Here is a 22,805-nt window from a genome sequence, read left to right on the forward strand (position 1 = left end):
TACACAAAATAAAGAGATTTTTCTTCTCATCTGAGGAAATAAAAAAATCTGCTGCCCGATCAGTCGCAATGGACTGCAATCAGGAAGCAGATTTTTTTGAAACACCTTTTAATACGAAGCCAATCAATAAACTGTATACACAGACCGTACCGAGTAAGAAAATCATTGTCATGTGATCACCGTCCATCCTTCATGATTGAGAATGTTTATCATTAATGAAAGTGTAGCACAATTGATAATGATTTTCAATATTAATTTAGTAAATACTGATTCAGTGCTTTTTCTTCTGTTTGTATTCTGACCATCATCATCCATCCATTTAAACACGTAAACAAAATGGCAGTAATAAATGCGTTAAATAGCAGCGGAATGAACATCAGTTCAATCGCCACCACCACATAGTTAGGGTGCTTTAACCAGCGATACGGCCCCTTTTTCACAATCATCGCATTTGGAACGACTAAGATTTTTGTATTCCAATACGTCCCAAGTGAACATAGTGCCCAGTACCGAATCACCTGGGTAGCAAGCAGAAACACAAGCAGCAATAGGAAAAAACGAGACGGTTGACGATGCAGCAACCATGTCTCTCCAATAAGCGAGAGGAAAAAAGCTGCATGCATAGCGACCATATAAGGATAATGGCTTGCACCAAATTCAATCGCTCCGATCGCCTTCACCTTCTTTTCATTTCTTTTCGCCACAAGCACTTCAATGAGGCGCTGACAAATGAAAATGCCAATCACTATCCAGAAAATCATCACGAAAGCCCCTTCCATTTCATGAGCAATAATTCTGACGAAAAGCCTGGACCAAGTGCTCCGCAAAGCCCCACCTGTCCTGCATCTAGTGACTGATGTTCAAGAAAATGCTTTATCACATATAAAACGGTGGCAGAGGACATATTCCCATGCTGTTTCAGAACCTCTTTTGAAGAAAATAGCTGATGCTCTTGTAAAGATAAGCTTTCAAGATAGGCATCAATCACTTTTTTTCCTCCAGGGTGAGCAAGAAAAACGGATACATCCTCTGTTGAAAACCCTAGCTGATGTAAAAATTGATCCACTTGCTCTTTTAACCATCCAGAAATGATGGACGGAATGTCACGTGAGAAGATGACCCGAAATCCGTCGGCGGTAAAATCCCATCCCATCACATCCTCAGAATCTTTCATGGTCACTGACTGCGTGCCAAGCACTTTAGGTACTGTTTTTAACCGCGTATACTTAAAGGCAGCCTTTTCTCCAGTTAAAAGAACGGCCGCAGTCCCATCACCGAACAGCGAGGTTCCAATTAAATTGCTTTTTGATTGATCTTGCGGCTGAAAAGTGAGGCTGCAAAGCTCGCAGGCAACAACGAGCACTTTCGCTTCTGGATACGCCCTGATGTATTCATAAGCTCGAGATAAGCCTGCCGCCCCGCCCCCGCATCCTAACCCCCAAATTGGCACTCGTTTCGTATAAGGAGAAAATGGAAGAACATTCATCAGCTTTGCATCAAGACTTGGTGTTGATAACCCTGTACTGGAGATGAAAAACAAAGCATCAATCTCATCAAAAGGAACTGGCTTTGTAAGGAACGCTGTTTCATGAAGACAGTGAAAAACGGCTTCTTTCGCATGTGCCAATGCTTTTTCAATATAGAGATTATTTTTCTCTTCAAAAGAGTGATGTTCTTGATACCAATCAATAGGCTGTACAAACTGCCTACTCTCTATTTCGCCATTATTAAAAGCTTTTAATAGCCGATCAATATCTTTAAACGATCGTTTAAATTGAGACCTTGCAAATTGAGCAGCTGCTTGCTGATCCACATGATGTTTTGGCAGACTTGTTCCAACTGAAAGAATGTATGCCATCGGTTTCACCTCTTTTTTCGGTTAATATCCCCAATCAAAAAAAGGATATACATGCCAAAACGACACAATTCAGTCAAAATATTTTCCTCCGTCTAACTTTTTGTCTTGACGACAATTGATAAATATTGGATAATATAGGTGAAAACATGATGTAGTTTTCCTCCTTCACAGGTTCGTTCCAAGCCAAGCGAACCTGCTTTTTTTTATGCAATTTATGTTCAAAAATAATGGTGATTTAATGAAAAAAAAGAACTCCGTTAATTGGGAGTTCCTCTGTGAATGACCTCTCTTATGAACATCTAAATAGCAAACCCTCACCTAAACCTTTTCAAGGATTGACTTAATAAAATCAGTTTTTTCATGAGCGTATTTGTGTTTGTCATTTCCATGTAATCTTGATAATTTAAGTTTAAGCTGTTGGTACTCACTTCTAGCTTGCTCATTATTTCTCAAGTAATCTCTGAAATTTAACTGTTCAAGTAAATACTTATTATGTCTTTGGTACATATGGATTTGATGTGTTCGTGGTTCTCCTTTATTAAAGTAGTGTCTTTCAGGTAATACGTTTGTTCCTTTATATGAGTAACCGAGTCCTTCCAACGCTATTACACATTTTTCTCCATCAAAAAAATGTTCTATTTCAATTGCAATATCAATAATTGGCTTAGCGCTTAAACCTTTTACTGCCGTACTTCCAATATGATGTACATTGATTGTGTATTGACCAATATCAGCTATTATCTGGCGCTTTTCTTTTTCATATTCGTTTTTCCACTCCATAGACCAAGGTACTAAAAAAACTTCCCCTCTTGGTAATCCTAACATTTACTTATCCCACCTTTTAACACCCATTTGGAGAATGTTAATAAACCAACTTTATCATAAGTCCCATATGGAGAGAGCAGACAGATTTCAATAATCATCCTATTCGTTTAGATCTATTTCTTGGTTGATGTCATTCAATACGATTCTTAACAATTCACTCTCATCTTAGTTTTATATCTAAAGAACAAACATCCCTTCAACATTTTGTACGGTAAGAGCTTTTCTCTATGTATTTCGCGATTGATAGCCTCTATCTCCAATATCCACATGAGCATCCTTTTTTTCAATGAAATCGTCATTTTACAACACTTTCATACGGAATCTACTTTCACTTCGCATTAATGGTTAAATCTGTTGCTATCTTAGCGTATAAATATCAACGTTTCGATCATATTCAGAATTATTTCATTTAAACATGGATGGATCACCTTTTTTCTGATCAACACAAATAAATAACCATAAAATGCTAATTTATTTGATGATTATATATAAAAAGGTGTTTTTTTCCTGTATACTTAATCAATATGAGCACCATGAAAAACAGTGAAAAAAGACAGAATCTACTACATGATTCGGCACAAAATTTAATTGATTGGAGTGATTGTCATGAAAAAGGTGTCCAAAAAACAAACACCCTACAACACGATATTTCTCTCGAAGATAATTGGTTTAGTGCTTCTTACACTGTTTCTCTTTTTTATCTGGGATATGTCTAAAACCCATTTGCAGGCGACAAATGAGCAAGCAAAAATTGTTACTAGCAGTGACTTCCGAGACACAAGTATCAGTCTGAAAGCAAAAGATCATTCTACAAAAACATTGGATCAACAATTTAAGACCAATCCAAACCAACAGACAACGAATAAAACGATCTTTTTAACATTTGATGATGGCCCTTCTGCTACATCAAATCAGCTGTTAAATGTCTTAAAAGCACATCAAGTGAAGGCGACATTCTTCATGCTTGGACCGCAAATCCAAGCTCACCCAGCAGCTGTGAAAAGACTTTATCAAGAAGGACATCAATTAGGGCTTCATGGCATGACGCATGATATAAACCGCTTTTATCAAAACAGTGAGTCTCCCGCAAATGAAATGAGAGAAGCTCAGCTCATTCTTGCTTCTGTTACAGGCGTTTACACCCGTCTTGTGAGAACACCTTATGGCAGTGTTCCAAATTTAACATATGATCAAAAAGTACGCTTAAACCAATATGGCTTTATTTACTGGGATTGGACGATTGATAGCCTTGACTGGAGATATAAAAACTCACAATATGTTCAAGAGGTATTGAATCAACTGCAAATGTTTGAGAAAAATAAACCATGGGAACCAAAAGTGATTTTAATGCATGATCAACCCTCTACCACGAACTATTTAGATAGCCTGATTACACAACTAAAAGCAAGGGGCTATACATTTGCAGTCATTAACGAAACAATGCCGCCGGTACAACATTAATAGCGCTAATCACAATAAGCCCGTATCCAAAGGATGCGGGCTTTCAGCTCTCCAAAGAGAAGTGATTACATAACAGATTGCTTAGGTTCTTCCATTAGCTCCTTCTCTGTTTCTTTTTTAAAAGGAATCATGTGATAAATAATATGAAGCAAAATAGCGGTAAAGCTTCCGGCGACAATTCCGTTACTTGTTAACAATTTAATCGATTCTGGCAAATGCTCAAACATTTGCGGCACAACCGTTACTCCGAGCCCGATGCCAACTGAGCATGCGACAATGAGTAAGTTTTCCTGTTTGGCAAAATCGACGCGTGAGAGCATTTTAATCCCGTACGCAATGACCATCCCAAACATGGCGACCATTGCACCGCCTAGAACGGATTTTGGAATAATCGTTGTAAATGCCGCGATTTTAGGAAAAAGGCCAAATACCATTAATAATACACCTGTCACCACAATGACCTGATTTTTCTTCACACCTGTTAATTGGATCAATCCAACGTTTTGGGAGTAGGCTGTGTATGGAAAAGCGTTGAAGATACCGCCTAATAAGACGGCAATTCCCTCTGCACGATATCCCTTTGCTAAATCCTTCTCTTTTAATGAACGATTCGTTAAATCTCCGAGCGCAAAGTATACACCCGTTGATTCGACTAATGACACAATGGCAACTAATGTCATTGTCATGATTGGTGCAAATTCAAAAGTAGGCACCCCAAAGTAAAAAGGCTCAATGATGCGGAAAACTTGTGCATTCGCCACTTCTGCTGTCTCCACCTCCCCTAAGAAAGCAGCAACTGCTGTCCCGAGTAGAATGCCGATTAAGATGGCAATAGCTTTCATGAATCCCTTTGTAAATCGATAGAGAAGGACAATGATAAACAATACAAGAAAAGCAAGTCCAAGATTCTCAAAAGAACCATAGTCTGCACTTCCTTCACCACCTGCCATATTGTTCATGGCGACCGGAATTAAGGTAATTCCAATGATCGTGACGACGGAACCTGTGACAACGGGCGGGAAGAATTTCACAAGCTTCCCAAAGAAAAATGAAAGAGCAATGACAATACACCCTGCGGCGATAATACTTCCATATATAGACGAAATTCCATATTTAGAGCCAATCGCAATCATAGGAGATACCGCAGTAAATGTACAGCCTAGTACAACAGGCAAACCGATGCCAAAAAAGCGGTTTTTCCATACTTGAAGCAGTGTGGCGGCACCGCACATGAAAATATCCGCCGAAATTAAGTACGTCAGCTGGGCTGGCGTGAGCCCAAGCGCATCTCCTACAATGAGCGGGACAAGAACCGCACCTGCATACATCGCCAGTACATGCTGTATCCCTAGCGAAAGGGTTTTGGCTTTTTTAGCGGCACTCATGATTGTACCTCGCGTACAAACGTGACTTTTCCTTCCTCGAGCGATTCGATACGTGCGAGTGACTCGACTCTATAGCCCATTTGCACAAGTTCTTTTCTTCCAGGCTGGAATGATTTCTCGATAACAATTCCAAAACCAGCTACTTTTGCTTTCGCTTGCTTTGCGATGGCAGCTAGTCCCTTAGCGGCTTCTCCATTTGCTAAAAAGTCGTCGATAATTAACACACAATCATCCTCACTAAGGTGCGTGTTAGAGACAGCAATCGTACTTTCTACTTTTTTGGTAAAAGAATACACACTTGCTGTCAAAAGGTTATCCGTTAAAGTCAGTGATTGCCGCTTTCGGGCAAAAACAACTGGCACATGAAGGGCAAGTCCAGCCATGACAGCAGGTGCAATACCAGAAGATTCGATTGTGATAATTTTAGTAATTCCATCATGCTTAAATAATCTAGCAAACTCTTGACCGATCTCATGCATTAACACAGGGTCAATTTGATGATTTAAAAAAGCATCTACCTTTAGCACTTGATTTGACAGAACGATTCCTTCGTTCTCGATCTTTTGACGTAACAATTCCATCATTCTTCCTCCCAGCATATTAGCAACTTTCATTTTTTTGCATAAAAAAAGCATTGCTGTCCATTAAGGAGCAAGCAATGCGAAAACGATCCACGGGATCTTCAGCTCATACAAAAGCTGTTTCATTTTGCTCACTCATAGTCGGACGGTATCGGTGTCCGGTAGAAACTTGCGTGCCATTATCACGCGATTATATGAGTGTTATAGTGTTCAAATTATAACAAGATTTCAGACGCTTGGAAAGCACTTTTCTAGAAAAATACCGAACTTAAATAATCATTAAGCTTTAAACGTTCGTTTTTAGAATATTCAACCAGCAAAAAAGCACCCTTTTGATTAAAGGGTGCCTTTCATTTATGATAAATATAGTTTCGTGTACTTATCTGTTAAATAATCAATTAAGTATTGAACATTTAATTCTTCACCAGTTGCGTCTTGAATGATTTCAGATGGCTTTTTCCGTTTTCCATGCTGATGGACATGTTCAGTTAGCCATTCTTTTATCGGTGCAAAAGACCCATTTTGAATCAGTTCATCAAAATTCGGTAAATCTTTGATCATTTGCTGCTTTAATTGCGCCGCATACATATAACCAAGTGCATATGAAGGGAAATAACCAAAACTACCATCAGACCAGTGAACATCCTGCAAAATACCAAGCGCATCGTTAGGCGGCGTAATGCCAAGATATGCTTGGTATTTTTCATTCCATAACGCTGGCAGATCTTCAACGGCTACTTCTTCATTGAAAATGGCTTTTTCAATTTCATAGCGAATAATAATGTGAAGCGGATACGTGAGTTCATCTGCTTCAATTCGAATGTAAGTCGGCTTCGATTCATTCACCGCATGCACAAATTCTTCTAAAGTGACATCTTTAAATTGTTCAGGAGATGCCTCTTGCAGCTTTTGATAATACGTTTTCCAGAAATCTTCATGTCTACCGATAAAGTTCTCGAAGAAAAGAGACTGTGATTCATGAATACCCATTGATGTGCCGTCACATAAGAGCGTTCCGCTCAGTGCCTCATCAATATTTTGTTCATAAATGGCGTGGCCGCATTCGTGAATGGTACCAAAGATCGCCATGCGAAAATCGTGCTCATCATAACGCGTCGTCACACGTACATCCCCTCTGCTTAATGTCACAGCAAAAGGATGAACCGTTGTATCAAGTCGTCCTGCGTCAAAATCATACCCTAACTCTTTTAAGAAAAAGAGACTCAGCTCTTTTTGTTTGTCGATCGGGAAGCTTTTCGATAAAAACGAAGTATCCGGTTTATTTGGCGAAGCTTCAATTTTTTTCACGAGAGGAACGATGGCGTCTCGAAGTGCACCGAATTTTTGATCGAGTTGTTCAACCGTCATATCCGGCTCATAATTATTGAGAAGCACATCATATGGTGTTTTTTTCACGCCCCAGTATTGAATGAAACGCTTGTTAAAATCAATCAGCTGTTTTAAATAGGGTGCAAAGAGTGAAAAATCTGATTTCTCCCTTGCTTCTACCCAAACATGTTCTGCTTTTGATTGTAGAATGGAGTATTCTTTAAATTCTTCTTTTGGAATTTTGCTGTTTTCATCATATTCTTTTTGCGATAATTCGAGTGCCTTCTGCGTGTCTTTTGACAGCTTTTCTTTCTCTTTATTTAATGCATCAAGAAGATCTCTCATTTCATCAGAAGTCTTCATATTAAAGATATCGCTGGATAATTGACCGATGGTTTCTGCTCTGAAATCAGCGCTTTTTTTAGGCGCTTGTGTTCGAGAGTCCCAATAAAGTAAATGAAGCGCCTCTGTATAATGGGCGATTTTTCCTAGTAATTGATAAAACGCTTTCTCTTTTGATTCAAGACTCATGCGTTCGTTCCCCCAATCAATAAAATATGTATGTACGTTTCAAGGCTACTTCAATAAATGTTCTTTTGTCAATGAAAAAGGAGGATACGCTGATCGTATCCTCCTCTTATTGAATGGTTTTCTATCATTAAGAGATCACTGGCTTTACTGGCAGAACGGATTCAATTTTACTTTGTAGCTCAATATCTTTCTGACTGCCAAAGTAAATATGAATGCTGCCAGCATCTTGGCTTGTCCGAATCAGTCTCCCAATGCCCTGCCTTAGACGAAGCAGCATGTATGGAAGGTCCACTTCAGTAAATGCATCTTTCGCTTCATTCCGTTTTGCTTCAAATACTGGGTCATGCGGTGGATATGGAAGTCCCCAAATAACCACATTTGTTAGAGACTGTCCTGGAATATCCAGCCCTTCCCACAAGTGAACGGAACATAACACAGATGTTTCATCCGCTTGGAACTTTTGAACAATGGTACTGATCTCCTCGTCTCCTTCAAAATACACATGGAAAGGCAGTGATTCATTTGATGCATCGAGCTGCTTTCTAAATACATGCAGTTCATCAAATGAAGGGAATAAAATAAGAGATCGACCGCAATTTTCTTTTACCTGAGCCAGCACGTGCTGACCTTTTACATCTGACTCTGTCATTGGCTGCTGAATTCCGTGGAAATACATTTGCATTTGCTCCTCATAATCATACGGCGAAGCCACACTCATAGATAAGTAATCTTTGATCCCAAGGCTTTCAGCTAAATAATCAAATGATTGGTTTTCAGACAACGTAGCAGATGAGAAAATATAAGGGATTTTTTGCGAAAATACCTTTTCACCAAGCACTTCTGCTACCGTTTTTGGCATGACGACAAAGGTTGTATCTAATTCTTGCTTCTCCAGCCAGCTAATGGCATTTTTCTGATAAAGCGACAGAGAATACGCCATCTGTTCAATGTACTCTTCCACAACAGACAATTCATATTGATCAATTGTGTACATCTCTGATTCAAATACGAGCGCTTCTCCAATCTTCTCAAGCAAATCACATAATTCACTTGCTGAACGCTTCACCTCATCTACACGACCAATTTCAAGACGGTGTGATCCTTTGATTTCTTTGGCATTCGTTTTTAAGAGGTAAAAGAACTGATCGTTTGTTGCAAGTGCATCTTCAACAAGTTCTGCAAACTCTTCACGAATATCATTTTGCAAAAGACGTTCCAAAAACGTCTCTAGTGTTGATTGCTTCACTCGGTATGTTAGCGCTTTTTGTGCTGCAAATTCAAGAAGATGTCCTTCGTCAAATACAACAGAGCTATGCTCAGGAAGGAGCGGCAGCTGTCCTTCACGTTTACGTGACTCCTTTGTCCATACATGCTCCATGTAAAAGTCATGAGAGCAAATGATGAGGTCTGTGGCTTTTCGGTAATGGTCTCTTGATAAATTCAAGCCACAGCGGTGCCGCATGTCGCACGTTAAGCAGTCCTGAAAAGAGTCATAACCAATTCTTGACCACTCATCATTTGTTAATTCTGGATACTCTTTTCGATCACCGTACGGATAAAATGTCTGCATCCCATGAGATTCATGAACAAATGAAGGAAGCGATTCATAAATGTCGAGCCACTTCTCATCATCTTCACGTTGCATCGTTTTCTCTAGTTTCTTTAAGCACAAATATTGATCATGCGATTTACTTAATCTCGCATCTATTTGAATATCAAGGTGATTGGCAATTTTATAGATATCACCTTCTTGTTTGACCAGCTGTTCAATTAACGTTTCATCTGCACATGCAATGATCGCAGGTTTCCCTGTATATCTTGCATATGTGACCGCAAATAAAAGATAAACGATTGTTTTGCCTGTGCCTACCCCAGCTTCGGCAAACATCACACTTTTTTCTTTAAAGGCTCTTTCTAACTGAAAAGCCATGAATATTTGTTCATCTCGAAGATCAAAGCCCTTTTCTGGCAAAATGTCATAAAACACATCACCAATCCAGTTGCCCAGTTCTTCGTAAAAATTATGTTCTTTTGTTAATGAAAAAGGCAAACGAGACGCTGTCACCTGCTTCAACCCCCAACTTTTGAATCATTCAGACATTCAATAGTACCATTTATGCTGGGGTATGACAATCTTTTTTTAAGAGCGCAGGCGATGTTGGTAGCTTTCCTTCATTAAAAATGCGTGCTCTGAATGGTCTATGTAGTTTTGAGCCATTGCTAAGTTCTCGATGGCTGCCGTAAGTTTAGCAGATTGTCCTGTTTCAATCCCTTCTATTTCTCGGGCTGTTGAAGCGAGTGCTTTTTGAATTAACTGAAATTGATCATAATGAATCATGAAGACACCTCTTTTTTTAAAATCAAGTTCAGTTTATTCCGTCCCGTGACGACTTATACCTTTTTAGCATAAAAAATCCACACCTTCTCGTGGTGTGGACATTTGTTACGATTCAGTTGTTTCTCTTCTAGGTCGGCGTTTTCCCCAGTATTGATAATAGTCTGTTTTAATAAATCCATTAAACAGTTTTCTCTTTTTCGTCGCTTTTCTTCCGAAACACTCTTCGAATTTTTCATGTGACGTTAAAATGTAAATGGACCACGTATCTAGATTTTTCAATGCTTCGCCCATGCCTTGATACATTTTTTCCACAGCTGGCTTATCGCTGAGACGTTCACCGTAAGGCGGATTTCCGACAATCACACCATACTCTTCTTTTGTTTGAAAGTCCTTCACTTGCATTTGCTTAAATTGAATCAGTTCACTAAGTCCAGCTTCTTCTGCGTTCAGTTTCGCAATCTCTACCATACGATGATCGATATCGCTCGCGATAATGTGAAGCGGCTGATCATAATTCGCCTTTTCTTCTACTTCAAGGCGTGCTTTGTTCCAAACGTCCTCACCGATCCATTCCCATGATTCAGATGCGAACTCACGGTTAAATCCAGGGGCAATGTTTTGTCCAATCATCGCTGCTTCAATAGCAATTGTTCCTGATCCGCAAAAAGGATCGACAAACGGACGGTCAGGTGTCCAGTTCGTTAATAAGACAAGCGCCGCTGCAAGGGTTTCTTTAATCGGCGCGCCCCCTTGATCTGCACGGTATCCGCGTTTATGAAGACCCACACCAGACGTATCAAGCGTCAGCAATACTTTATCTTTTAAAAGCGCTACCTCGATTTTGTATTCAGGGCCTGTCTCTTCTAGCCATTCAGACTGTATGTTGTAAGACGATCTAAGTTTTTGCGCGATAGCCTTTTTGACGATGCGCTGACAATCCGGCACACTGGCAAGCTGAGATTTAACAGATTTACCAATGACAGGGAATGTGCTATTTTTCGGTAAAAAAGCAGCCCAGTCAATGGCTTTTGTCTGCTCAAAAAGCTCGTCAAATGTTCTAGCCGAAAATTCAGCAACTTGGACCTTGATTCGGTCTGCTGTACGCAGCCATAGATTCGCACGGCAGATGGCAAGCGCATCTCCTTGAAAAATAACTTTTCCGTTATCTACAGTGCACTCATACCCGAGGTCTCTTACTTCTTTTGCAACAATCGCTTCAATTCCCATTGGCGCTGTTGCGATGAGTGTATAGGTTTTCATTTGTTTATCACCTGTTTTCTCGTTCTTTTCTTAATCAAGATAAAAGCTCTCCATATGTAGAAATAGGAGAGCTTTGATTTCATCATGTTTATGATAACGGATATAACGTTCTGTAAGCCATGTTTTGTTCCATCGTACTACAAACGGCAAAAGCCTCGTACTCAGGTGGTAATCATCTATCTACAGAATTCTCTGTCCTTCTCTCCGTTTGGTTCCTTTGAGAAAGTTCCCCTACCAAGTTTGGGTTTCTCGCTCGAGGGGTTTACCGCGTTCCACTCTCACCATTTCTAGTGAGACTTCGTCACTGTGGCACTTTCAAGGATACTTTGCCATATCCTAAAAGGACGTAGGCATTTTTCCTGCCGTCAGCCTTTCCCAGGCTGCCCTGGCTTATTTTTTCGCCAGGCACGAACACTACGGGCATCTCAGCACCGTGCGAGCATGGACTTTCCTCTGCAATGTCAAAGCATTACAGCGATTACCCGAACGTTAATCAACATGCGTTATTATAAACGACAATGTCATCTGACACAAGCTTTTTTGGTATTACTCAATCATAAAGTTTGCTACCGAAAACGTGTTTCTCAAGATTAGATAGTCTTTTTAAAATATCAAAGTTTGTTGTATTGGACTGTGCAGGCTGTCTTTTCCCTTGCTCAACCGCTTCTTCAAGCTGTTTTGACAAGTGAAGGTTTTCTTGTTGGAGTTTTTCAATTTCTTGATGGAATGTCTCATAGTCTTTAATGACCATATCTAGAAATTTATCGACTTCTTCTTGTTTATACCCTCGGACACCTGTTTTAAATTCTTTTTCTAAAATTTCTTTCGCAGAAAGCTTTACTTTATCAGCAAGCATCTTTTTCACCTCATATCGTGAATTCATAGTATATTTTTTCAGAAATACGTGACGTTGTCAAATTTTCTCTTGCTTTTAGTCAAAAAACGGATCTTCCGCCTCAACCTGTGCTCTTAAATCATCCATTGTGATATACATTATTGGGTAGTCGGTATAGGTTTCAGCTTCTTTGATCATATATTTTGGCGAGCCTTCGTGCTCGGGATCATATAAGACGAGAAGGCCGTCCGTTTTTTCAATAAAAAAGCGGTTCTTTTGTTTAAATTGTGCCGGACTTTCATACGGTCTATGCGTGACACTTTCTACAAAATCAGCTTGTGCAAGAACGCCTTCATACAGCTCTTTATTTTGTTCATTCCAGCGCTCTTCCTGTTCATAAAATGGTGTAATGACAGCAAGTTTTAAATCTGGAAACTCCTCTTGAAGCTCAAAGACCACTTCAGCTGTCCATATTTCTGCCCCTAACTGACCTGAAATGAGCACCCATTCCAGCCCGTCTTCAATGAGTGCCGTCAGCCTTTTCCGAAGTTCCGCTTTTATGTATTGAAGTGCAGGCTCGTCTTGTTTGAAGATCCCAAGCTCAAATGGCTTGTACCCTGTGACAGCAATAATTTTCATTTTTTCACCTGCTTTTAAAAAAAGGGACTTATAGAAGTCCCATTTCACTTTATCTGTTACAGCAAGGTCCACCGCAGTTAAAGTGTTGATGTGTTGCCGGGTCCACCTGAGAAAACGTATGCGGGAAGTAGTGAACATGTTGGAAATTTTGGTGATGAACATTTGTTACATGCTGCGGGTGGATGTGCGGCACAATTGTAGTTGACTCACTATGCGTACAGCAGTGATTCGTTGGATGTACAATTGGCTGTGTAACATTTGGATTGCAATGATGATGATGGTACATGTAGCATTCCCCTCTCCTTGATTTTCTTACATTAACAATGTATGAATCAAGAGGTGTACATGTACTAATGCATTAACCTATTTTAAAAGTTTGCAAGAAAAACATCTTTATAGTTTGAAAAAACAAAAGCGACCAATATGACAACAAGAAAAAACAAGTAGAAAAGACCCTTATACATGCTCTACGCTCCTCATTCAATATCTAACGTTATTTTACAGGATTCGTGACTTTTCTACAATAAAAGTGCTAAACAATTTTTATTTTCGGCCGAGAGCCGAACGTTGTCATTTTTTGCGCTTTCCCAGGCAATAATTTCATTGCCCAGCTTTTCTTAAGAGCCGCTTTTCTCGCTTGTCAAGTTCCACAATGTCTCGTTCACTTAAAGACGGTTGTGATAACAATGTTTGGGTAATGGAAAGGGCTGCTTTTGGATCTTTTTGACGGTGTTCTTCATACTTTGCTAGCTCTACACCCGCTTTTAATCTTACATGAACATCACTTGATTCAAATAGACGCCTCCATATGCATGCCGCTTCATCCCATTGTTTTAATCGCTTGTACTGTAATGATAGATCATAAGCTGCTTGATCCGCATGCTCAAACGCTGCTCCCGTTAATTCTTGCAGGTGCTTTGTTGCTTCCTGCACATCTCGGTGAGCAAGATGCCATTTAGCTAATGCATATTTCTCATCGTCTTCCTTCACCGCATCTTTGGATAAGATTTTTTTAGACAAATGAATGTAGAGACTGATTAACGATAAGACATCAAGTTCATTGTGAGTCAAAATTCCTTCAATCAGTTTCGGGTTTTGTTCCTTTAAAAAGTGAAAATAGATCATTGGTGCGAGGAACCCCGGTGTATCTCCCTCTCGATTGACGTGCAGTTCCTCTTTTTCTACAACCGAAAGAGCCATACGCTCATATTTATGTTTCCACAATCTCCTTGACCCATGCAGAAGGTCAAAATGACCAAATTCAGGTAAAGCAGGTATTTGATCGCGTAATAATGTATGCCTCGTTTTGACTTGAGGCCAGTCAAATGATTTTCCATTATATGTCACAAGTGATTCGACATCCACCTCACTAAGAAAGCTTTTGTAAAGTGCCGCTTCATTTCCTGGATTCGTGAGCAGATGTTGTTTTACCACTACTTTATCTGAATAAACTCTCGCATGCCCAAGCAGAAAAATCATATTTCCCGTTCCGCCAGACAGTCCTGTTGTTTCTGTATCGAAGAAAAATAGCTCGTGAGGCTTGTAGCCTTTTGCAGAAAGAGAATGCTGAATCTCACTTTTGTTCCATGCACTCACCATCTCCGGCAGTTCTGCAAATGAATATCGTCCATGCTGATGGTCAAGTGGATAGGTCACTTCCCGAATAAGGCAGAAAGAGTCTTCAAAGTAGTAAGGAGCTGCACCTAATTCCCCCCACTCTTTTAGAAATGGAATGGTTTCAGCCGTCACAGTGTGCGTTTTCCCCTCTTTTACTGCCCCACGCTTTTCATCTGACTGATTGTGCGACAGGTGTTTTTTCATTCTGTTTAATTTTCCTTTTAATGACATGAGTACGTCTATTCCACCTTCCCTTAAAATCCTGCCATCAATTGAATGATCCTGCTTTTTCCATCGATCTCTTTCATTTCCATGCCAATACAAGATGGACAGCCGTTCTCGCAGCTGCATCGCTCAATCAGCTGAGTGGCTGCACGGGCAATTTCATCAAAGCGAGCCTGGACCTCTTTACTTAAACCGATTCCACCTGGGTAATGATCATATAAAAATACGGTCGGTTTCCCGGTATGGGCTGCCTTTATTTGAGAAATGACATGAATGTCTGAACGGTCACACATGACAAACGCCGGAACAATATGCTGAAGAACATTGGCAATACCGAGCAAGAGCTGTTCAAGTGTTTTTTCTTCAAATGTCCGCTCTGCTTCATGTAATTCAAACCAAGCAGCACTCGTATGAATCTCTTCTTCAGGTAAGTGAATTGGGCCGGAACCGATATTTTCCCCGGTTGATAATCGAATTTTTTTGAAAATGGTCGGCATTGCATTGACGGTCACATCACCGTAGTGAACAGATACCGCCTCTTTCTCTGTTGTTTGATCAATTTCAAGCACCTTGAGCTGAACTGCTAAATTCGCATCAGTATAATATTCTACATCGACTTGTTTCACATAAGCCTTAAGATGCTCATAATCTAGCTTTTCCACTTGATACTGAACCCCTTCATGTAAATAAATCGCTTCATCATGAAGTAAGGTCATCGCACTGAATCGATCCATCTCCCCAATAATTCGAACGTTCGCTACATCGGATTGATCGACAATGACGACATTTTCCTGACTTGCAGATCTCAGACTGATGCCATGAGCCGGGAACGATTGATCTGACCAATAATAACGGTTCCCGCTGAAATGAAGAACCCCTTCTTCATGTAAGTATCGCAAAATTTCTTCTACTTCCATACCGCCAAACTGTTCATCTTCTCGAAACGGTAGCTCGTAGGACGCACATTTTAGATGATCGACTAGGATGATAAGGTTCTCAGGATTGATTCTTGCCGATTCAGGTGGTCTGTTAAAGAAGTATTCAGGGTGTCTGACAATATATTGGTCAAGTGGCGATGAGCTTGCGACCATGATAATGAGTGCTTCCTCATGACGCCTTCCAGCTCGTCCTGCCTGCTGCCACGTACTCGCTACACTGCCAGGATATCCGGTCATGATACAGACTTTTAGCTGTCCAATATCTACTCCTAATTCTAGTGCGTTTGTGCTGACAACACCGAGAATGTCTCCTTCCCTTAAGCCTTTTTCAATCATGCGCCGCTCTTTCGGCAAATAGCCCCCGCGATAACCACGAATCGATTTAGGACCAATTTCTTTTTTCACTAGTTCTTGAATATGACTTAGGATGACTTCAACTCTTACCCTACTTCTAGCAAAAACAATCGTTTGAATTTTTTCTTTTAAAAATGTTTTAGCGAGCTGATTCACAACAGTGGCCGCACTTTGTCTAATATTTAATGGCTTATTGACGACTGGCGGGTTGTAAAAGACAAAATTCTTTTTACCGCTAGGTGCTCCGTTTCGTTCAATGAGATGCACCTTGCTTCCGGTCAGCTGCTCTGCAAGCTCTTTCGGATTCGCAATAGTCGCTGATGTACAAATAAAGGTCGGGTCACTTCCGTAAAATGCACAAATTCGCTTTAGTCTGCGAATGACATTGGCGACATGACTGCCAAACACGCCTCGGTATGTATGAAGTTCATCAATGACAATATACTTTAAGTTCTCAAATAAACTGACCCATTTCGTATGGTGAGGCAAAATTGCTGAATGCAGCATATCTGGATTTGTGATGACAATATGTCCTGCCTGTCTGACGCGCTGGCGAATCGCTGGGGAGGTGTCCCCGTCATAGGTTTCACTGTGAATTGGAACATCCATCTCATGAATGATTTCGTTTAATTCACTTTTTTGATCTTGCGCAAGTGCTTTTGTTGGAAATAAATAGAGGGAGCGGCTTGTCTGATCTTCTGCGATCGACTGAAGAACTGGCAGATTGTAGCAAAGCGTTTTACCTGAAGCTGTAGGTGTCACAGTCACCACATTCTCACCATCCATCACACGTTCAAAGGCTTCCTTTTGATGAATGTACAGTTCGCTCACACCTCTTTTTTCAAGCGCCACTTTGAGCCTGTCATTGACTCTTTCAGGAATTGGAGAAGTCAGTGCAGGCTTCGCTTCAATTTCATGCCAATGCTCGACCTGTTCGTCTTTTTTTAAATCTTCTATGAGTTCGTTCATTGTTTTCTTCTTCATCTGGTATCCACCTCTCATTCTAGTGTACCGAATATTTGTTTGCATGACTAGGCGGCAATTTTTTGATGCACCGCTTGTGAGCAAATATTTTGATGTGTTGTAACAATATCTATTACACTTCTATAGTGAAATGATTTTATCAAGGAAGAAGATGATCAGATTGAAAAACGAATTTAAGCCTTTATTTGAACCTTTTACATTCCCAGGGGGTGCCTCTATTGATGGCCGTTTAGTCGTTGCACCAATGACACACTTCGGTTCTCATGAAGATGGCACGATCTCAAAGGAAGAAATTGATTTTATTACCGTTAGATCAAGCGAAATGGGCATGGTCATCACCGCATGTGCAAACGTAACGCCAGATGGTAAGGCGTTTGAAGGACAGCCTTCTATTGCAAGGGATGAAGATATACCTGGCCTTCAAAAGCTTGCTTCTGCGATTCAAGCGAAAGGAACAAAAGCCATTATGCAAATTCATCATGGCGGCTCTCAGGCTCTCCCTCATTTAGTCCCAAACGGTGATGTCGTTGCGCCAAGTGATGTATTTAAAGATGGAAAACAAATTGCGAGAGCTTTGACAGAAGAAGAAATTCCTCACATCATCGACTCATTTAAAGAAGCAGCAAGGCGCGCAATCCAAGCAGGATTTGATGGGATCGAAATCCATGGAGCGAACGGATATTTATTACAGCAATTCTACTCACCGCATAGTAATCAGCGTACAGATCAATGGGGCGGAAGCGAAGAAAAACGTCTCGCATTTCCAATTGCAGTTGTAGATGCGGTGAAAGAAGCAATCAAAGAGCATGTAACAAAACCATTTATCTTTGGGTATCGATTATCACCTGAAGAACCAGAAACACCTGGTTTAACCATGACAGAAACATTTACTTTAGTGGACGTACTTAAGACAAAAAACCTTGATTACTTGCATATTTCTTTAATGGAGATTGACGCTAAAGCAAGACGTGGTGCTGATACAAGTAAGACGCGGATGGAGTTATTAAAAGAGCGCTGTGGTGACACGCTTCCACTCATCGGCGTCGGCAGCGTCATTACAGCTGAAGATGCACTTAATGCATACAATCAAGGGATTCCACTCATCGCTGTTGCAAGAGAAGTCATTGTTGATCCCGATTGGGCAGTAAAGATTAAAGAAGGCAGAGAAAACGAGATTGAAACCGTCATTAAACGCAGTCAAAAAGACAAGTACATGATTCCAGAGGGTTTATGGACTGTCATGGAAGCAAGTAAAGGCTGGGTTCCAATGGAGGATTAATGTCCTCAATCAAAAAACTACCCTATCAACTCAGGGTAGTTTTTTTTTGGATTATTTCATTTTTACTGTAAAAAGCTTGGACGTCTGCTTTTCTACAGAGCCCTTAGGTTCTTTGTCAAGATGTTCTACTAAATCACCATTCATGATGACAATTGGTGTCACTGTGCTTGCCGCTTTTTCCTCAATCAGCAATAAATCACACGTAATGAGAGGATCACCTGCTTTCACTTTATCCCCTTCTTTTATGTGTGCTTCAAAGCCTTCACCATTTAATCCAACCGTTTCAAGTCCGATATGAATCAGAAGCTCAAGCCCTGAGAGTGTTCGAATCCCAATTGCATGTTTTGTATGGAAGAGTTGAATAATTTCACCATCTACTGGTGACACAATGGTGCCGTTTTTTGGTTTTACAGCTACGCCGTCTCCCATCATCTTTTGAGAAAAAACGGGATCTGGTACATCGGTCATATCCATTAACTCTCCATCAACTGGAGAATAAATGACTTCTTCCTTTACATCATCTTGGTTTTTTCCGAAACCGAATAATTTTTTCAGCAATGTTCATTTGCTCCCTTCAAGCTTTGCTTCTAGATCTATTCAGCGTATAAACCTTCACGCCCATACACCTTGCTTCATTCAACACTATTTAATCATAATTTTTTCCTCTCATCAATTGATAACCGCCTGAGCCCCTTTTGCATAGGCTGTAGATGAGAGGTGATTCAAATGAAACATGAAAGTGAAAATAAACACGAGTTGTTAGCAAATGAAGACATTCTATATGAAGCGATTGAACAATTTTTTGCATCATCGCCGTTTCACGACATTTTAAATAGTGCAGAGGCGCTGATGACCACGAGCCATTCACTTGCATCCATTACAACCGATGTGACAGAAGATGATCAATATGTATACATTGAGATTCGATTTCCAGACCATTTTGTCGAAGGTGATATCGCACTAGAAGTGAAAGCGCAATATTTACACTTATCGGTACAGGAAAAAATCAAAACAGACACGACTTCCTCCTATTCGAGCTTTACCAAAACCATTTTAATGCCTGCAAAAATAGATGAAACCAATATGAAGAGCGTTTGGAAAGATCAATCACTTCGTGTGACTGCGCCAAAACAAATAACCCAATAGATGTATATCTATTGGGTTTTGCTATGCTTTAAAAATACTAGTAAATCCTTTCGCCAATGAGCCCACTTGATTCATTGTACTCATCATTTGTCCAGCAGTATCAAACATTTTATTAAAATCGTATTGCCCATTCGTTTTTTTAAATTGTGACAGCACACTTTTAAATTGAGATGATTGCTGTTTTTGCGGCCTTGGCAAAGGATAAGGATTCATAGGCTGCTGCATAGGCATCATGCCGGGCGGCTGCATTTGCGGCTGATTCATTGCTTCAGGCTGCGGCTGATAAGGCTGGAAGTTTTCCTGATATCCAAAAGGCGGCTGATAGCCTGCAGACGGCGGCTGGTTCATTTCACCTTGATATGGGGGCATGAAATATTCTGGAGGCTGCGGAGGCTGCTGCATATCTGGATACGGAAAAGGCCGTTGCTGAAATTGATTCATTTCATAAGATGGCTGGTTTGAATAAGGGAACATGTATCTCGCTCCTCTCGCTCTGAAAACATATTGAAGTCAATGATATATTATGTTCAGGAAGCAGAAGATGTGCCTACAGCAGCCATAAGAAAAACGCAGGCTGTTTCATCAGCTGCGTTTGTTGATTTCTTCTATTAAAAGGTTCAGTGTATAAATCACTGACTCAACTAAATTTTTCACACGAGGTGCATGCTGTTTGCCAAAATAAGATTGCAGCACAACCTCTTTTCCATTTTCTTGGACGGCTTCAAGCTGTTCTTGATGTAAGTATCTAGGTTTGGCCTGATGAATAAATGAGGTAGCAGCAGTAAGCCACTCTTCCATTTGCTGATCAAATTTGACAACGGCCGGTTGAATATCGTTGTAAAAATCATAAACTGGGTATTCCTCTTCTGCCTTTCCCTTTAGGTACTGCTCGTATGCTTCTTCGATCCACGTGATCAACTCTTGTGTATGTTTAAGTAATGTTTGATTATCCAAAGTGTTCACCTCTATGAACCATCCTATCAAACGTTTACTTATTGCTCAAATAGAAAAGCTATCCGGCGTGATATGCGGGTCTTGCCTGCAGCTTATACTCTGCTGCATGAATTTTCAATTCACATTCCTTCACTTCAGATTCAAGACGGTCAATGATTTGTTCTTGCTCCTCTACGGCAGCGTTTTTTGTTTTTTTGACAGCTAAAGACAGTTCTTCTTCCACCGCATCAATCTTTCGCTCAATTTCCTCTAACAACTGCATAATGGATTCTTTTGATACAAATTCGCTCATCATCAGATTCCTCCTTTATCATCTCTCGTTACATTCTCTTTTCTTTTGCTCCCTCCTTCATACATGACAAAACTAGAACTAAATCGCCAATCTAAGTGAAGATAAGCGCAATTTCTTCCATTTCGACACGTGCTTGTCCTTCTTTGTATGATCGCGTCCGATTGTGTAAATTCTAAGGACAAAGGAGGTAGATGTCATGAAAAAGCAGCAAGCACCAAAAGAGCAAAAAACAAAAGGGAAAGAAAACAGTACAGATCAGCTTGATAAAAAGCTCGGCGGCCCTAACCGTCCATCCACGTAAAAAAAGCAGGTACCCCCTGCTTTTTATTTATGCAAAAAATAGTGTTCTAATGAGAAAAGAAAACGAAGCTGCCTTTTTTTATGAAAATACCAGTCGGTCAGCTCAATTTGTTTTGGTAAACGCTCTGCTTCAAACAAGGATGGACTCAATTTCTTTTGAAACCAATCTTCCCTTCGATCGTCTAATGAATGTGTCATGACTGGATACACCGTTCTGAGGAAAGGGCTTGACCTTCGCGCAATCCCTAAAAACGGTTCAAAATCAAATCGAGATCCCGTATGCGGCACGGTATGCAAAAAATGATAAAAATCCGAAAACAAATCGGCTCGAAACAATAGTTTTGCTAGTTTTTTCCCTAACGTAATGCGCTCTTTTACTTGGGAAAACTTTCGTATGGTTAAGCCGTACAAATGCCCGTCTACTGTCGGAAAAACGACGGTTTGAAAATGTGCCCACTCGCTGAAAAGATATTGAATCGAGTGAAAAACATTCTTTTTCAGGAGAGGATTTTGTATAATAGGAGATTGTATAGTATATTGTTCATTTATGATGAGTGCATGCAGCAATCGCTCTGTGTCACGCTTTTGCCAAAATCGTTCCCATTCAGCGTTCATAAAACGTGACACACCGAAATGGGGCAGCAGATGAAATAAAGGTTTGCGGCACCTTTTTGACCATTCATACAAGAGAAGCTGCGGGTAAGCATCTGAAAAGATCAGCCAATTCGCTCTTTCATACGCTGTAAAGAACAGACGCCCTTGCTGATCCGTTAAACCCGGATGGAAGAGCTCGCCTTTTAAATCTGTCATCGACCATCCAGCATTTCTGGAGACAAAAGAAGCAAGCAGAGACCATTTCATCTCTGGATGACGGTCATAAAAGCGCTTGTACGCATTTGTCCTTGTCAGATTGTCCTTATTTTTCGCTTTCGTTTCATGTAAAATATGCTGGGTAATCATGTGCTCTTGTTGTGACAACATGGTGATCTCTCCAATACAAAATGCATTAAAAGGAGGCTGAAACTTGATGATTCGGTATCCTAACGGAAAATCGTATCAGCCCATTCAACAAATTGGGACAAAAAAAAGAATCAGCGGCGAATCATCTTATAGTAACCGCGGGATGACGCTTGAAGCTGACTTAAATGAAACGAACCAGTACTATTTGGTCAACGGGATCGCAGTCATTCATAAAAAGCCTACCCCTGTTCAAATTGTCAATGTGGATTATCCAAAAAGAAGCGCTGCTGTCATTAAAGAAGCCTATTTTAAACAATCCTCCACAACAGACTACAACGGGGTATACAAAGGGCGTTATATCGATTTTGAAGCAAAGGAAACCAAAAGCACCACCTCGTTTCCACTCAAAAATTTCCACGACCATCAAATTGAGCATATGAAACAGGTTGAAAAGCAAGGCGGTATTTGTTTTGTTATTATATCCGCATTTGGTTCCGTTTATTATTTGTCCGCTACTGACCTCTTCTTCTTTTGGGAGCGGCAGCAGCAAAACGGCCGAAAATCCATTAGCAAAGATGAATTAATGGAAGCAGGTCACCTCATGACACTTGGATATTCGCCAAGAATTGATTATATTAAAGTAGTGGAGACACTTCATTTTTCGGATGACAGCAAGCAACATTTACGTTCGAAAAAGGTTTAACACGAAAGGTT

The 22,805-nt window shown here is 40.3% G+C and carries 25 protein-coding genes, 1 other RNA gene and 1 riboswitch; of the genes, 5 read left to right on the forward strand and 21 right to left on the reverse strand.

All coding sequences use genetic code 11. The annotated features are described in order from the left end of the window. Positions 1 to 79 precede the first annotated feature (79 nt). From fbpC to V7L95_RS16785, 4 genes are all read right to left on the reverse strand, one after another. On the reverse strand, positions 80 to 187 hold the full coding sequence (gene fbpC / locus V7L95_RS16770) for a Fur-regulated basic protein FbpC (protein WP_306172627.1): 108 nt from the start codon (positions 185 to 187) through the stop codon (positions 80 to 82). Between the two features lie 64 nt (positions 188 to 251). After that, a complete protein-coding gene (locus V7L95_RS16775) occupies positions 252 to 761 on the reverse strand; it encodes an isoprenylcysteine carboxylmethyltransferase family protein (protein ID WP_017359716.1) in 510 nt (169 codons plus the stop codon). After that, on the reverse strand, positions 761 to 1,858 hold the full coding sequence (locus V7L95_RS16780) for a 3-oxoacyl-[acyl-carrier-protein] synthase III C-terminal domain-containing protein (protein ID WP_340967451.1): 1,098 nt from the start codon (positions 1,856 to 1,858) through the stop codon (positions 761 to 763). Before V7L95_RS16780 ends, V7L95_RS16775 begins: the two co-directional genes overlap by 1 nt. A 318-nt stretch (positions 1,859 to 2,176) precedes the next feature. Then, positions 2,177 to 2,683, reverse strand: a complete 507-nt coding sequence (locus tag V7L95_RS16785) for a GrpB family protein (protein ID WP_340967453.1) — start codon at positions 2,681 to 2,683, stop codon at positions 2,177 to 2,179. A gap of 606 nt (positions 2,684 to 3,289) precedes the next feature. On the opposite strand from V7L95_RS16785, the gene V7L95_RS16790 reads away from it, so the two are divergent. Beyond that, on the forward strand, positions 3,290 to 4,144 hold the full coding sequence (locus V7L95_RS16790; protein ID WP_340967455.1) for a polysaccharide deacetylase family protein: 855 nt from the start codon (positions 3,290 to 3,292) through the stop codon (positions 4,142 to 4,144). A 65-nt stretch (positions 4,145 to 4,209) separates the two neighbouring features. Here the strand turns inward: V7L95_RS16790 and pbuX are convergent, their stop codons facing one another. The 12 genes from pbuX to V7L95_RS16850 all read right to left on the reverse strand — a co-directional run bounded on the left by pbuX (position 4,210) and on the right by V7L95_RS16850 (position 17,160). Continuing rightward, positions 4,210 to 5,529: a xanthine permease PbuX gene (pbuX, locus tag V7L95_RS16795; protein ID WP_340967457.1), complete on the reverse strand. Its 1,320-nt coding sequence runs from the start codon at positions 5,527 to 5,529 to the stop codon at positions 4,210 to 4,212. Further along, positions 5,526 to 6,110 carry a xanthine phosphoribosyltransferase gene (gene xpt / locus V7L95_RS16800; RefSeq protein WP_008346333.1) on the reverse strand — a complete coding sequence of 195 codons (585 nt, stop codon included), beginning with the start codon at positions 6,108 to 6,110 and terminating at the stop codon, positions 5,526 to 5,528. The genes pbuX and xpt overlap by 4 nt, the downstream gene beginning before the upstream one ends. 118 nt (positions 6,111 to 6,228) lie before the next feature. Beyond that, a riboswitch (purine riboswitch) is annotated at positions 6,229 to 6,328 on the reverse strand. A gap of 136 nt (positions 6,329 to 6,464) precedes the next feature. Then, positions 6,465 to 7,970, reverse strand: coding sequence for a carboxypeptidase M32 (locus V7L95_RS16805; RefSeq protein WP_017367481.1), 1,506 nt, complete (start codon positions 7,968 to 7,970; stop codon positions 6,465 to 6,467). Positions 7,971 to 8,097: 127 nt separating this feature from the next. Next, the gene (locus V7L95_RS16810; protein ID WP_340967461.1) at positions 8,098 to 10,035 is read right to left on the reverse strand and encodes an ATP-dependent DNA helicase; all 1,938 of its coding nucleotides are present in this window, start codon (positions 10,033 to 10,035) and stop codon (positions 8,098 to 8,100) included. Positions 10,036 to 10,110: 75 nt separating this feature from the next. Next, entirely contained in the window at positions 10,111 to 10,308 is a 198-nt protein-coding gene (locus tag V7L95_RS16815) for a hypothetical protein (RefSeq protein WP_017359721.1), read from the reverse strand. A gap of 105 nt (positions 10,309 to 10,413) precedes the next feature. Then, a complete protein-coding gene (locus V7L95_RS16820; protein WP_017359722.1) occupies positions 10,414 to 11,568 on the reverse strand; it encodes a class I SAM-dependent RNA methyltransferase in 1,155 nt (384 codons plus the stop codon). Between the two features lie 108 nt (positions 11,569 to 11,676). After that, positions 11,677 to 12,058, reverse strand: an RNA gene (rnpB, locus tag V7L95_RS16825) — RNase P RNA component class B. A 60-nt stretch (positions 12,059 to 12,118) separates the two neighbouring features. Next, positions 12,119 to 12,424 carry a cell division regulator GpsB gene (gene gpsB, locus V7L95_RS16830; protein WP_008344631.1) on the reverse strand — a complete coding sequence of 102 codons (306 nt, stop codon included), beginning with the start codon at positions 12,422 to 12,424 and terminating at the stop codon, positions 12,119 to 12,121. A 75-nt stretch (positions 12,425 to 12,499) separates the two neighbouring features. Further along, the gene (locus V7L95_RS16835) at positions 12,500 to 13,042 is read right to left on the reverse strand and encodes a DUF1273 domain-containing protein (protein WP_202394241.1); all 543 of its coding nucleotides are present in this window, start codon (positions 13,040 to 13,042) and stop codon (positions 12,500 to 12,502) included. 49 nt (positions 13,043 to 13,091) lie between these two features. Further along, positions 13,092 to 13,328, reverse strand: a complete 237-nt coding sequence (cotD, locus tag V7L95_RS16840) for a spore coat protein CotD (RefSeq protein ID WP_072368252.1) — start codon at positions 13,326 to 13,328, stop codon at positions 13,092 to 13,094. A gap of 314 nt (positions 13,329 to 13,642) precedes the next feature. After that, complete coding sequence (locus V7L95_RS16845; protein WP_340969071.1) at positions 13,643 to 14,890, reverse strand: ribonuclease H-like domain-containing protein; 1,248 nt, start codon at positions 14,888 to 14,890, stop codon at positions 13,643 to 13,645. Between the two features lie 23 nt (positions 14,891 to 14,913). Beyond that, positions 14,914 to 17,160 carry a DEAD/DEAH box helicase gene (locus V7L95_RS16850; protein WP_108611129.1) on the reverse strand — a complete coding sequence of 749 codons (2,247 nt, stop codon included), beginning with the start codon at positions 17,158 to 17,160 and terminating at the stop codon, positions 14,914 to 14,916. Positions 17,161 to 17,320: 160 nt separating this feature from the next. On the opposite strand from V7L95_RS16850, the gene V7L95_RS16855 reads away from it, so the two are divergent. Further along, complete coding sequence (locus tag V7L95_RS16855; protein WP_234823400.1) at positions 17,321 to 18,439, forward strand: NADH-dependent flavin oxidoreductase; 1,119 nt, start codon at positions 17,321 to 17,323, stop codon at positions 18,437 to 18,439. A gap of 51 nt (positions 18,440 to 18,490) precedes the next feature. Here V7L95_RS16855 and V7L95_RS16860 read toward each other — a convergent pair whose 3' ends face one another. After that, on the reverse strand, positions 18,491 to 18,997 hold the full coding sequence (locus V7L95_RS16860) for a PTS glucose transporter subunit IIA (protein WP_265786119.1): 507 nt from the start codon (positions 18,995 to 18,997) through the stop codon (positions 18,491 to 18,493). Between the two features lie 168 nt (positions 18,998 to 19,165). On the opposite strand from V7L95_RS16860, the gene V7L95_RS16865 reads away from it, so the two are divergent. Further along, on the forward strand, positions 19,166 to 19,585 hold the full coding sequence (locus V7L95_RS16865) for an Hsp20/alpha crystallin family protein (protein WP_340967473.1): 420 nt from the start codon (positions 19,166 to 19,168) through the stop codon (positions 19,583 to 19,585). A gap of 21 nt (positions 19,586 to 19,606) precedes the next feature. Here the strand turns inward: V7L95_RS16865 and V7L95_RS16870 are convergent, their stop codons facing one another. From V7L95_RS16870 to V7L95_RS16880, 3 genes are all read right to left on the reverse strand, one after another. Further along, positions 19,607 to 20,059: a YppG family protein gene (locus tag V7L95_RS16870; protein ID WP_017359729.1), complete on the reverse strand. Its 453-nt coding sequence runs from the start codon at positions 20,057 to 20,059 to the stop codon at positions 19,607 to 19,609. Between the two features lie 108 nt (positions 20,060 to 20,167). Then, positions 20,168 to 20,539, reverse strand: a complete 372-nt coding sequence (locus tag V7L95_RS16875) for a YppE family protein (protein WP_017359730.1) — start codon at positions 20,537 to 20,539, stop codon at positions 20,168 to 20,170. A gap of 58 nt (positions 20,540 to 20,597) precedes the next feature. Beyond that, the gene (locus tag V7L95_RS16880; RefSeq protein ID WP_224558417.1) at positions 20,598 to 20,831 is read right to left on the reverse strand and encodes a DUF5446 family protein; all 234 of its coding nucleotides are present in this window, start codon (positions 20,829 to 20,831) and stop codon (positions 20,598 to 20,600) included. A gap of 196 nt (positions 20,832 to 21,027) precedes the next feature. Between V7L95_RS16880 and sspM the strand changes: the two genes are divergently transcribed. Further along, positions 21,028 to 21,132, forward strand: coding sequence for an acid-soluble spore protein SspM (gene sspM / locus V7L95_RS16885; RefSeq protein WP_017359731.1), 105 nt, complete (start codon positions 21,028 to 21,030; stop codon positions 21,130 to 21,132). A 23-nt stretch (positions 21,133 to 21,155) separates the two neighbouring features. Here sspM and V7L95_RS16890 read toward each other — a convergent pair whose 3' ends face one another. Continuing rightward, positions 21,156 to 22,112 carry a DUF2515 domain-containing protein gene (locus tag V7L95_RS16890; protein ID WP_136944852.1) on the reverse strand — a complete coding sequence of 319 codons (957 nt, stop codon included), beginning with the start codon at positions 22,110 to 22,112 and terminating at the stop codon, positions 21,156 to 21,158. A 46-nt stretch (positions 22,113 to 22,158) separates the two neighbouring features. On the opposite strand from V7L95_RS16890, the gene recU reads away from it, so the two are divergent. Continuing rightward, entirely contained in the window at positions 22,159 to 22,794 is a 636-nt protein-coding gene (gene recU / locus V7L95_RS16895; protein WP_017359733.1) for a Holliday junction resolvase RecU, read from the forward strand. Positions 22,795 to 22,805: the final 11 nt, after the last annotated feature.

The sequence above is a fragment of the Bacillus sp. PPSBB_11 genome, assembly GCF_038023285.1.
In the GTDB taxonomy this organism is placed as follows: Bacteria; Bacillota; Bacilli; order Bacillales; family Bacillaceae; genus Bacillus; species Bacillus altitudinis.

Coding starts and splice junctions, on each gene's coding strand:
- fbpC (WP_306172627.1), bottom strand. CDS start 187: ATGGACGGTGATCACATGACAATGATTTTCTTACTCGGTACGGTCTGT.
- V7L95_RS16775 (WP_017359716.1), bottom strand. CDS start 761: ATGATTTTCTGGATAGTGATTGGCATTTTCATTTGTCAGCGCCTCATT.
- V7L95_RS16780 (WP_340967451.1), bottom strand. CDS start 1,858: ATGGCATACATTCTTTCAGTTGGAACAAGTCTGCCAAAACATCATGTG.
- V7L95_RS16785 (WP_340967453.1), bottom strand. CDS start 2,683: ATGTTAGGATTACCAAGAGGGGAAGTTTTTTTAGTACCTTGGTCTATG.
- V7L95_RS16790 (WP_340967455.1), top strand. CDS start 3,290: ATGAAAAAGGTGTCCAAAAAACAAACACCCTACAACACGATATTTCTC.
- pbuX (WP_340967457.1), bottom strand. CDS start 5,529: ATGAGTGCCGCTAAAAAAGCCAAAACCCTTTCGCTAGGGATACAGCAT.
- xpt (WP_008346333.1), bottom strand. CDS start 6,110: ATGGAATTGTTACGTCAAAAGATCGAGAACGAAGGAATCGTTCTGTCA.
- V7L95_RS16805 (WP_017367481.1), bottom strand. CDS start 7,970: ATGAGTCTTGAATCAAAAGAGAAAGCGTTTTATCAATTACTAGGAAAA.
- V7L95_RS16815 (WP_017359721.1), bottom strand. CDS start 10,308: ATGATTCATTATGATCAATTTCAGTTAATTCAAAAAGCACTCGCTTCA.
- V7L95_RS16820 (WP_017359722.1), bottom strand. CDS start 11,568: ATGAAAACCTATACACTCATCGCAACAGCGCCAATGGGAATTGAAGCG.
- gpsB (WP_008344631.1), bottom strand. CDS start 12,424: ATGCTTGCTGATAAAGTAAAGCTTTCTGCGAAAGAAATTTTAGAAAAA.
- V7L95_RS16835 (WP_202394241.1), bottom strand. CDS start 13,042: ATGAAAATTATTGCTGTCACAGGGTACAAGCCATTTGAGCTTGGGATC.
- cotD (WP_072368252.1), bottom strand. CDS start 13,328: ATGTACCATCATCATCATTGCAATCCAAATGTTACACAGCCAATTGTA.
- V7L95_RS16845 (WP_340969071.1), bottom strand. CDS start 14,890: ATGTCATTAAAAGGAAAATTAAACAGAATGAAAAAACACCTGTCGCAC.
- V7L95_RS16850 (WP_108611129.1), bottom strand. CDS start 17,160: ATGAAGAAGAAAACAATGAACGAACTCATAGAAGATTTAAAAAAAGAC.
- V7L95_RS16865 (WP_340967473.1), top strand. CDS start 19,166: ATGAAACATGAAAGTGAAAATAAACACGAGTTGTTAGCAAATGAAGAC.
- V7L95_RS16870 (WP_017359729.1), bottom strand. CDS start 20,059: ATGTTCCCTTATTCAAACCAGCCATCTTATGAAATGAATCAATTTCAG.
- V7L95_RS16880 (WP_224558417.1), bottom strand. CDS start 20,831: ATGAGCGAATTTGTATCAAAAGAATCCATTATGCAGTTGTTAGAGGAA.
- sspM (WP_017359731.1), top strand. CDS start 21,028: ATGAAAAAGCAGCAAGCACCAAAAGAGCAAAAAACAAAAGGGAAAGAA.
- V7L95_RS16890 (WP_136944852.1), bottom strand. CDS start 22,112: ATGTTGTCACAACAAGAGCACATGATTACCCAGCATATTTTACATGAA.
- recU (WP_017359733.1), top strand. CDS start 22,159: ATGATTCGGTATCCTAACGGAAAATCGTATCAGCCCATTCAACAAATT.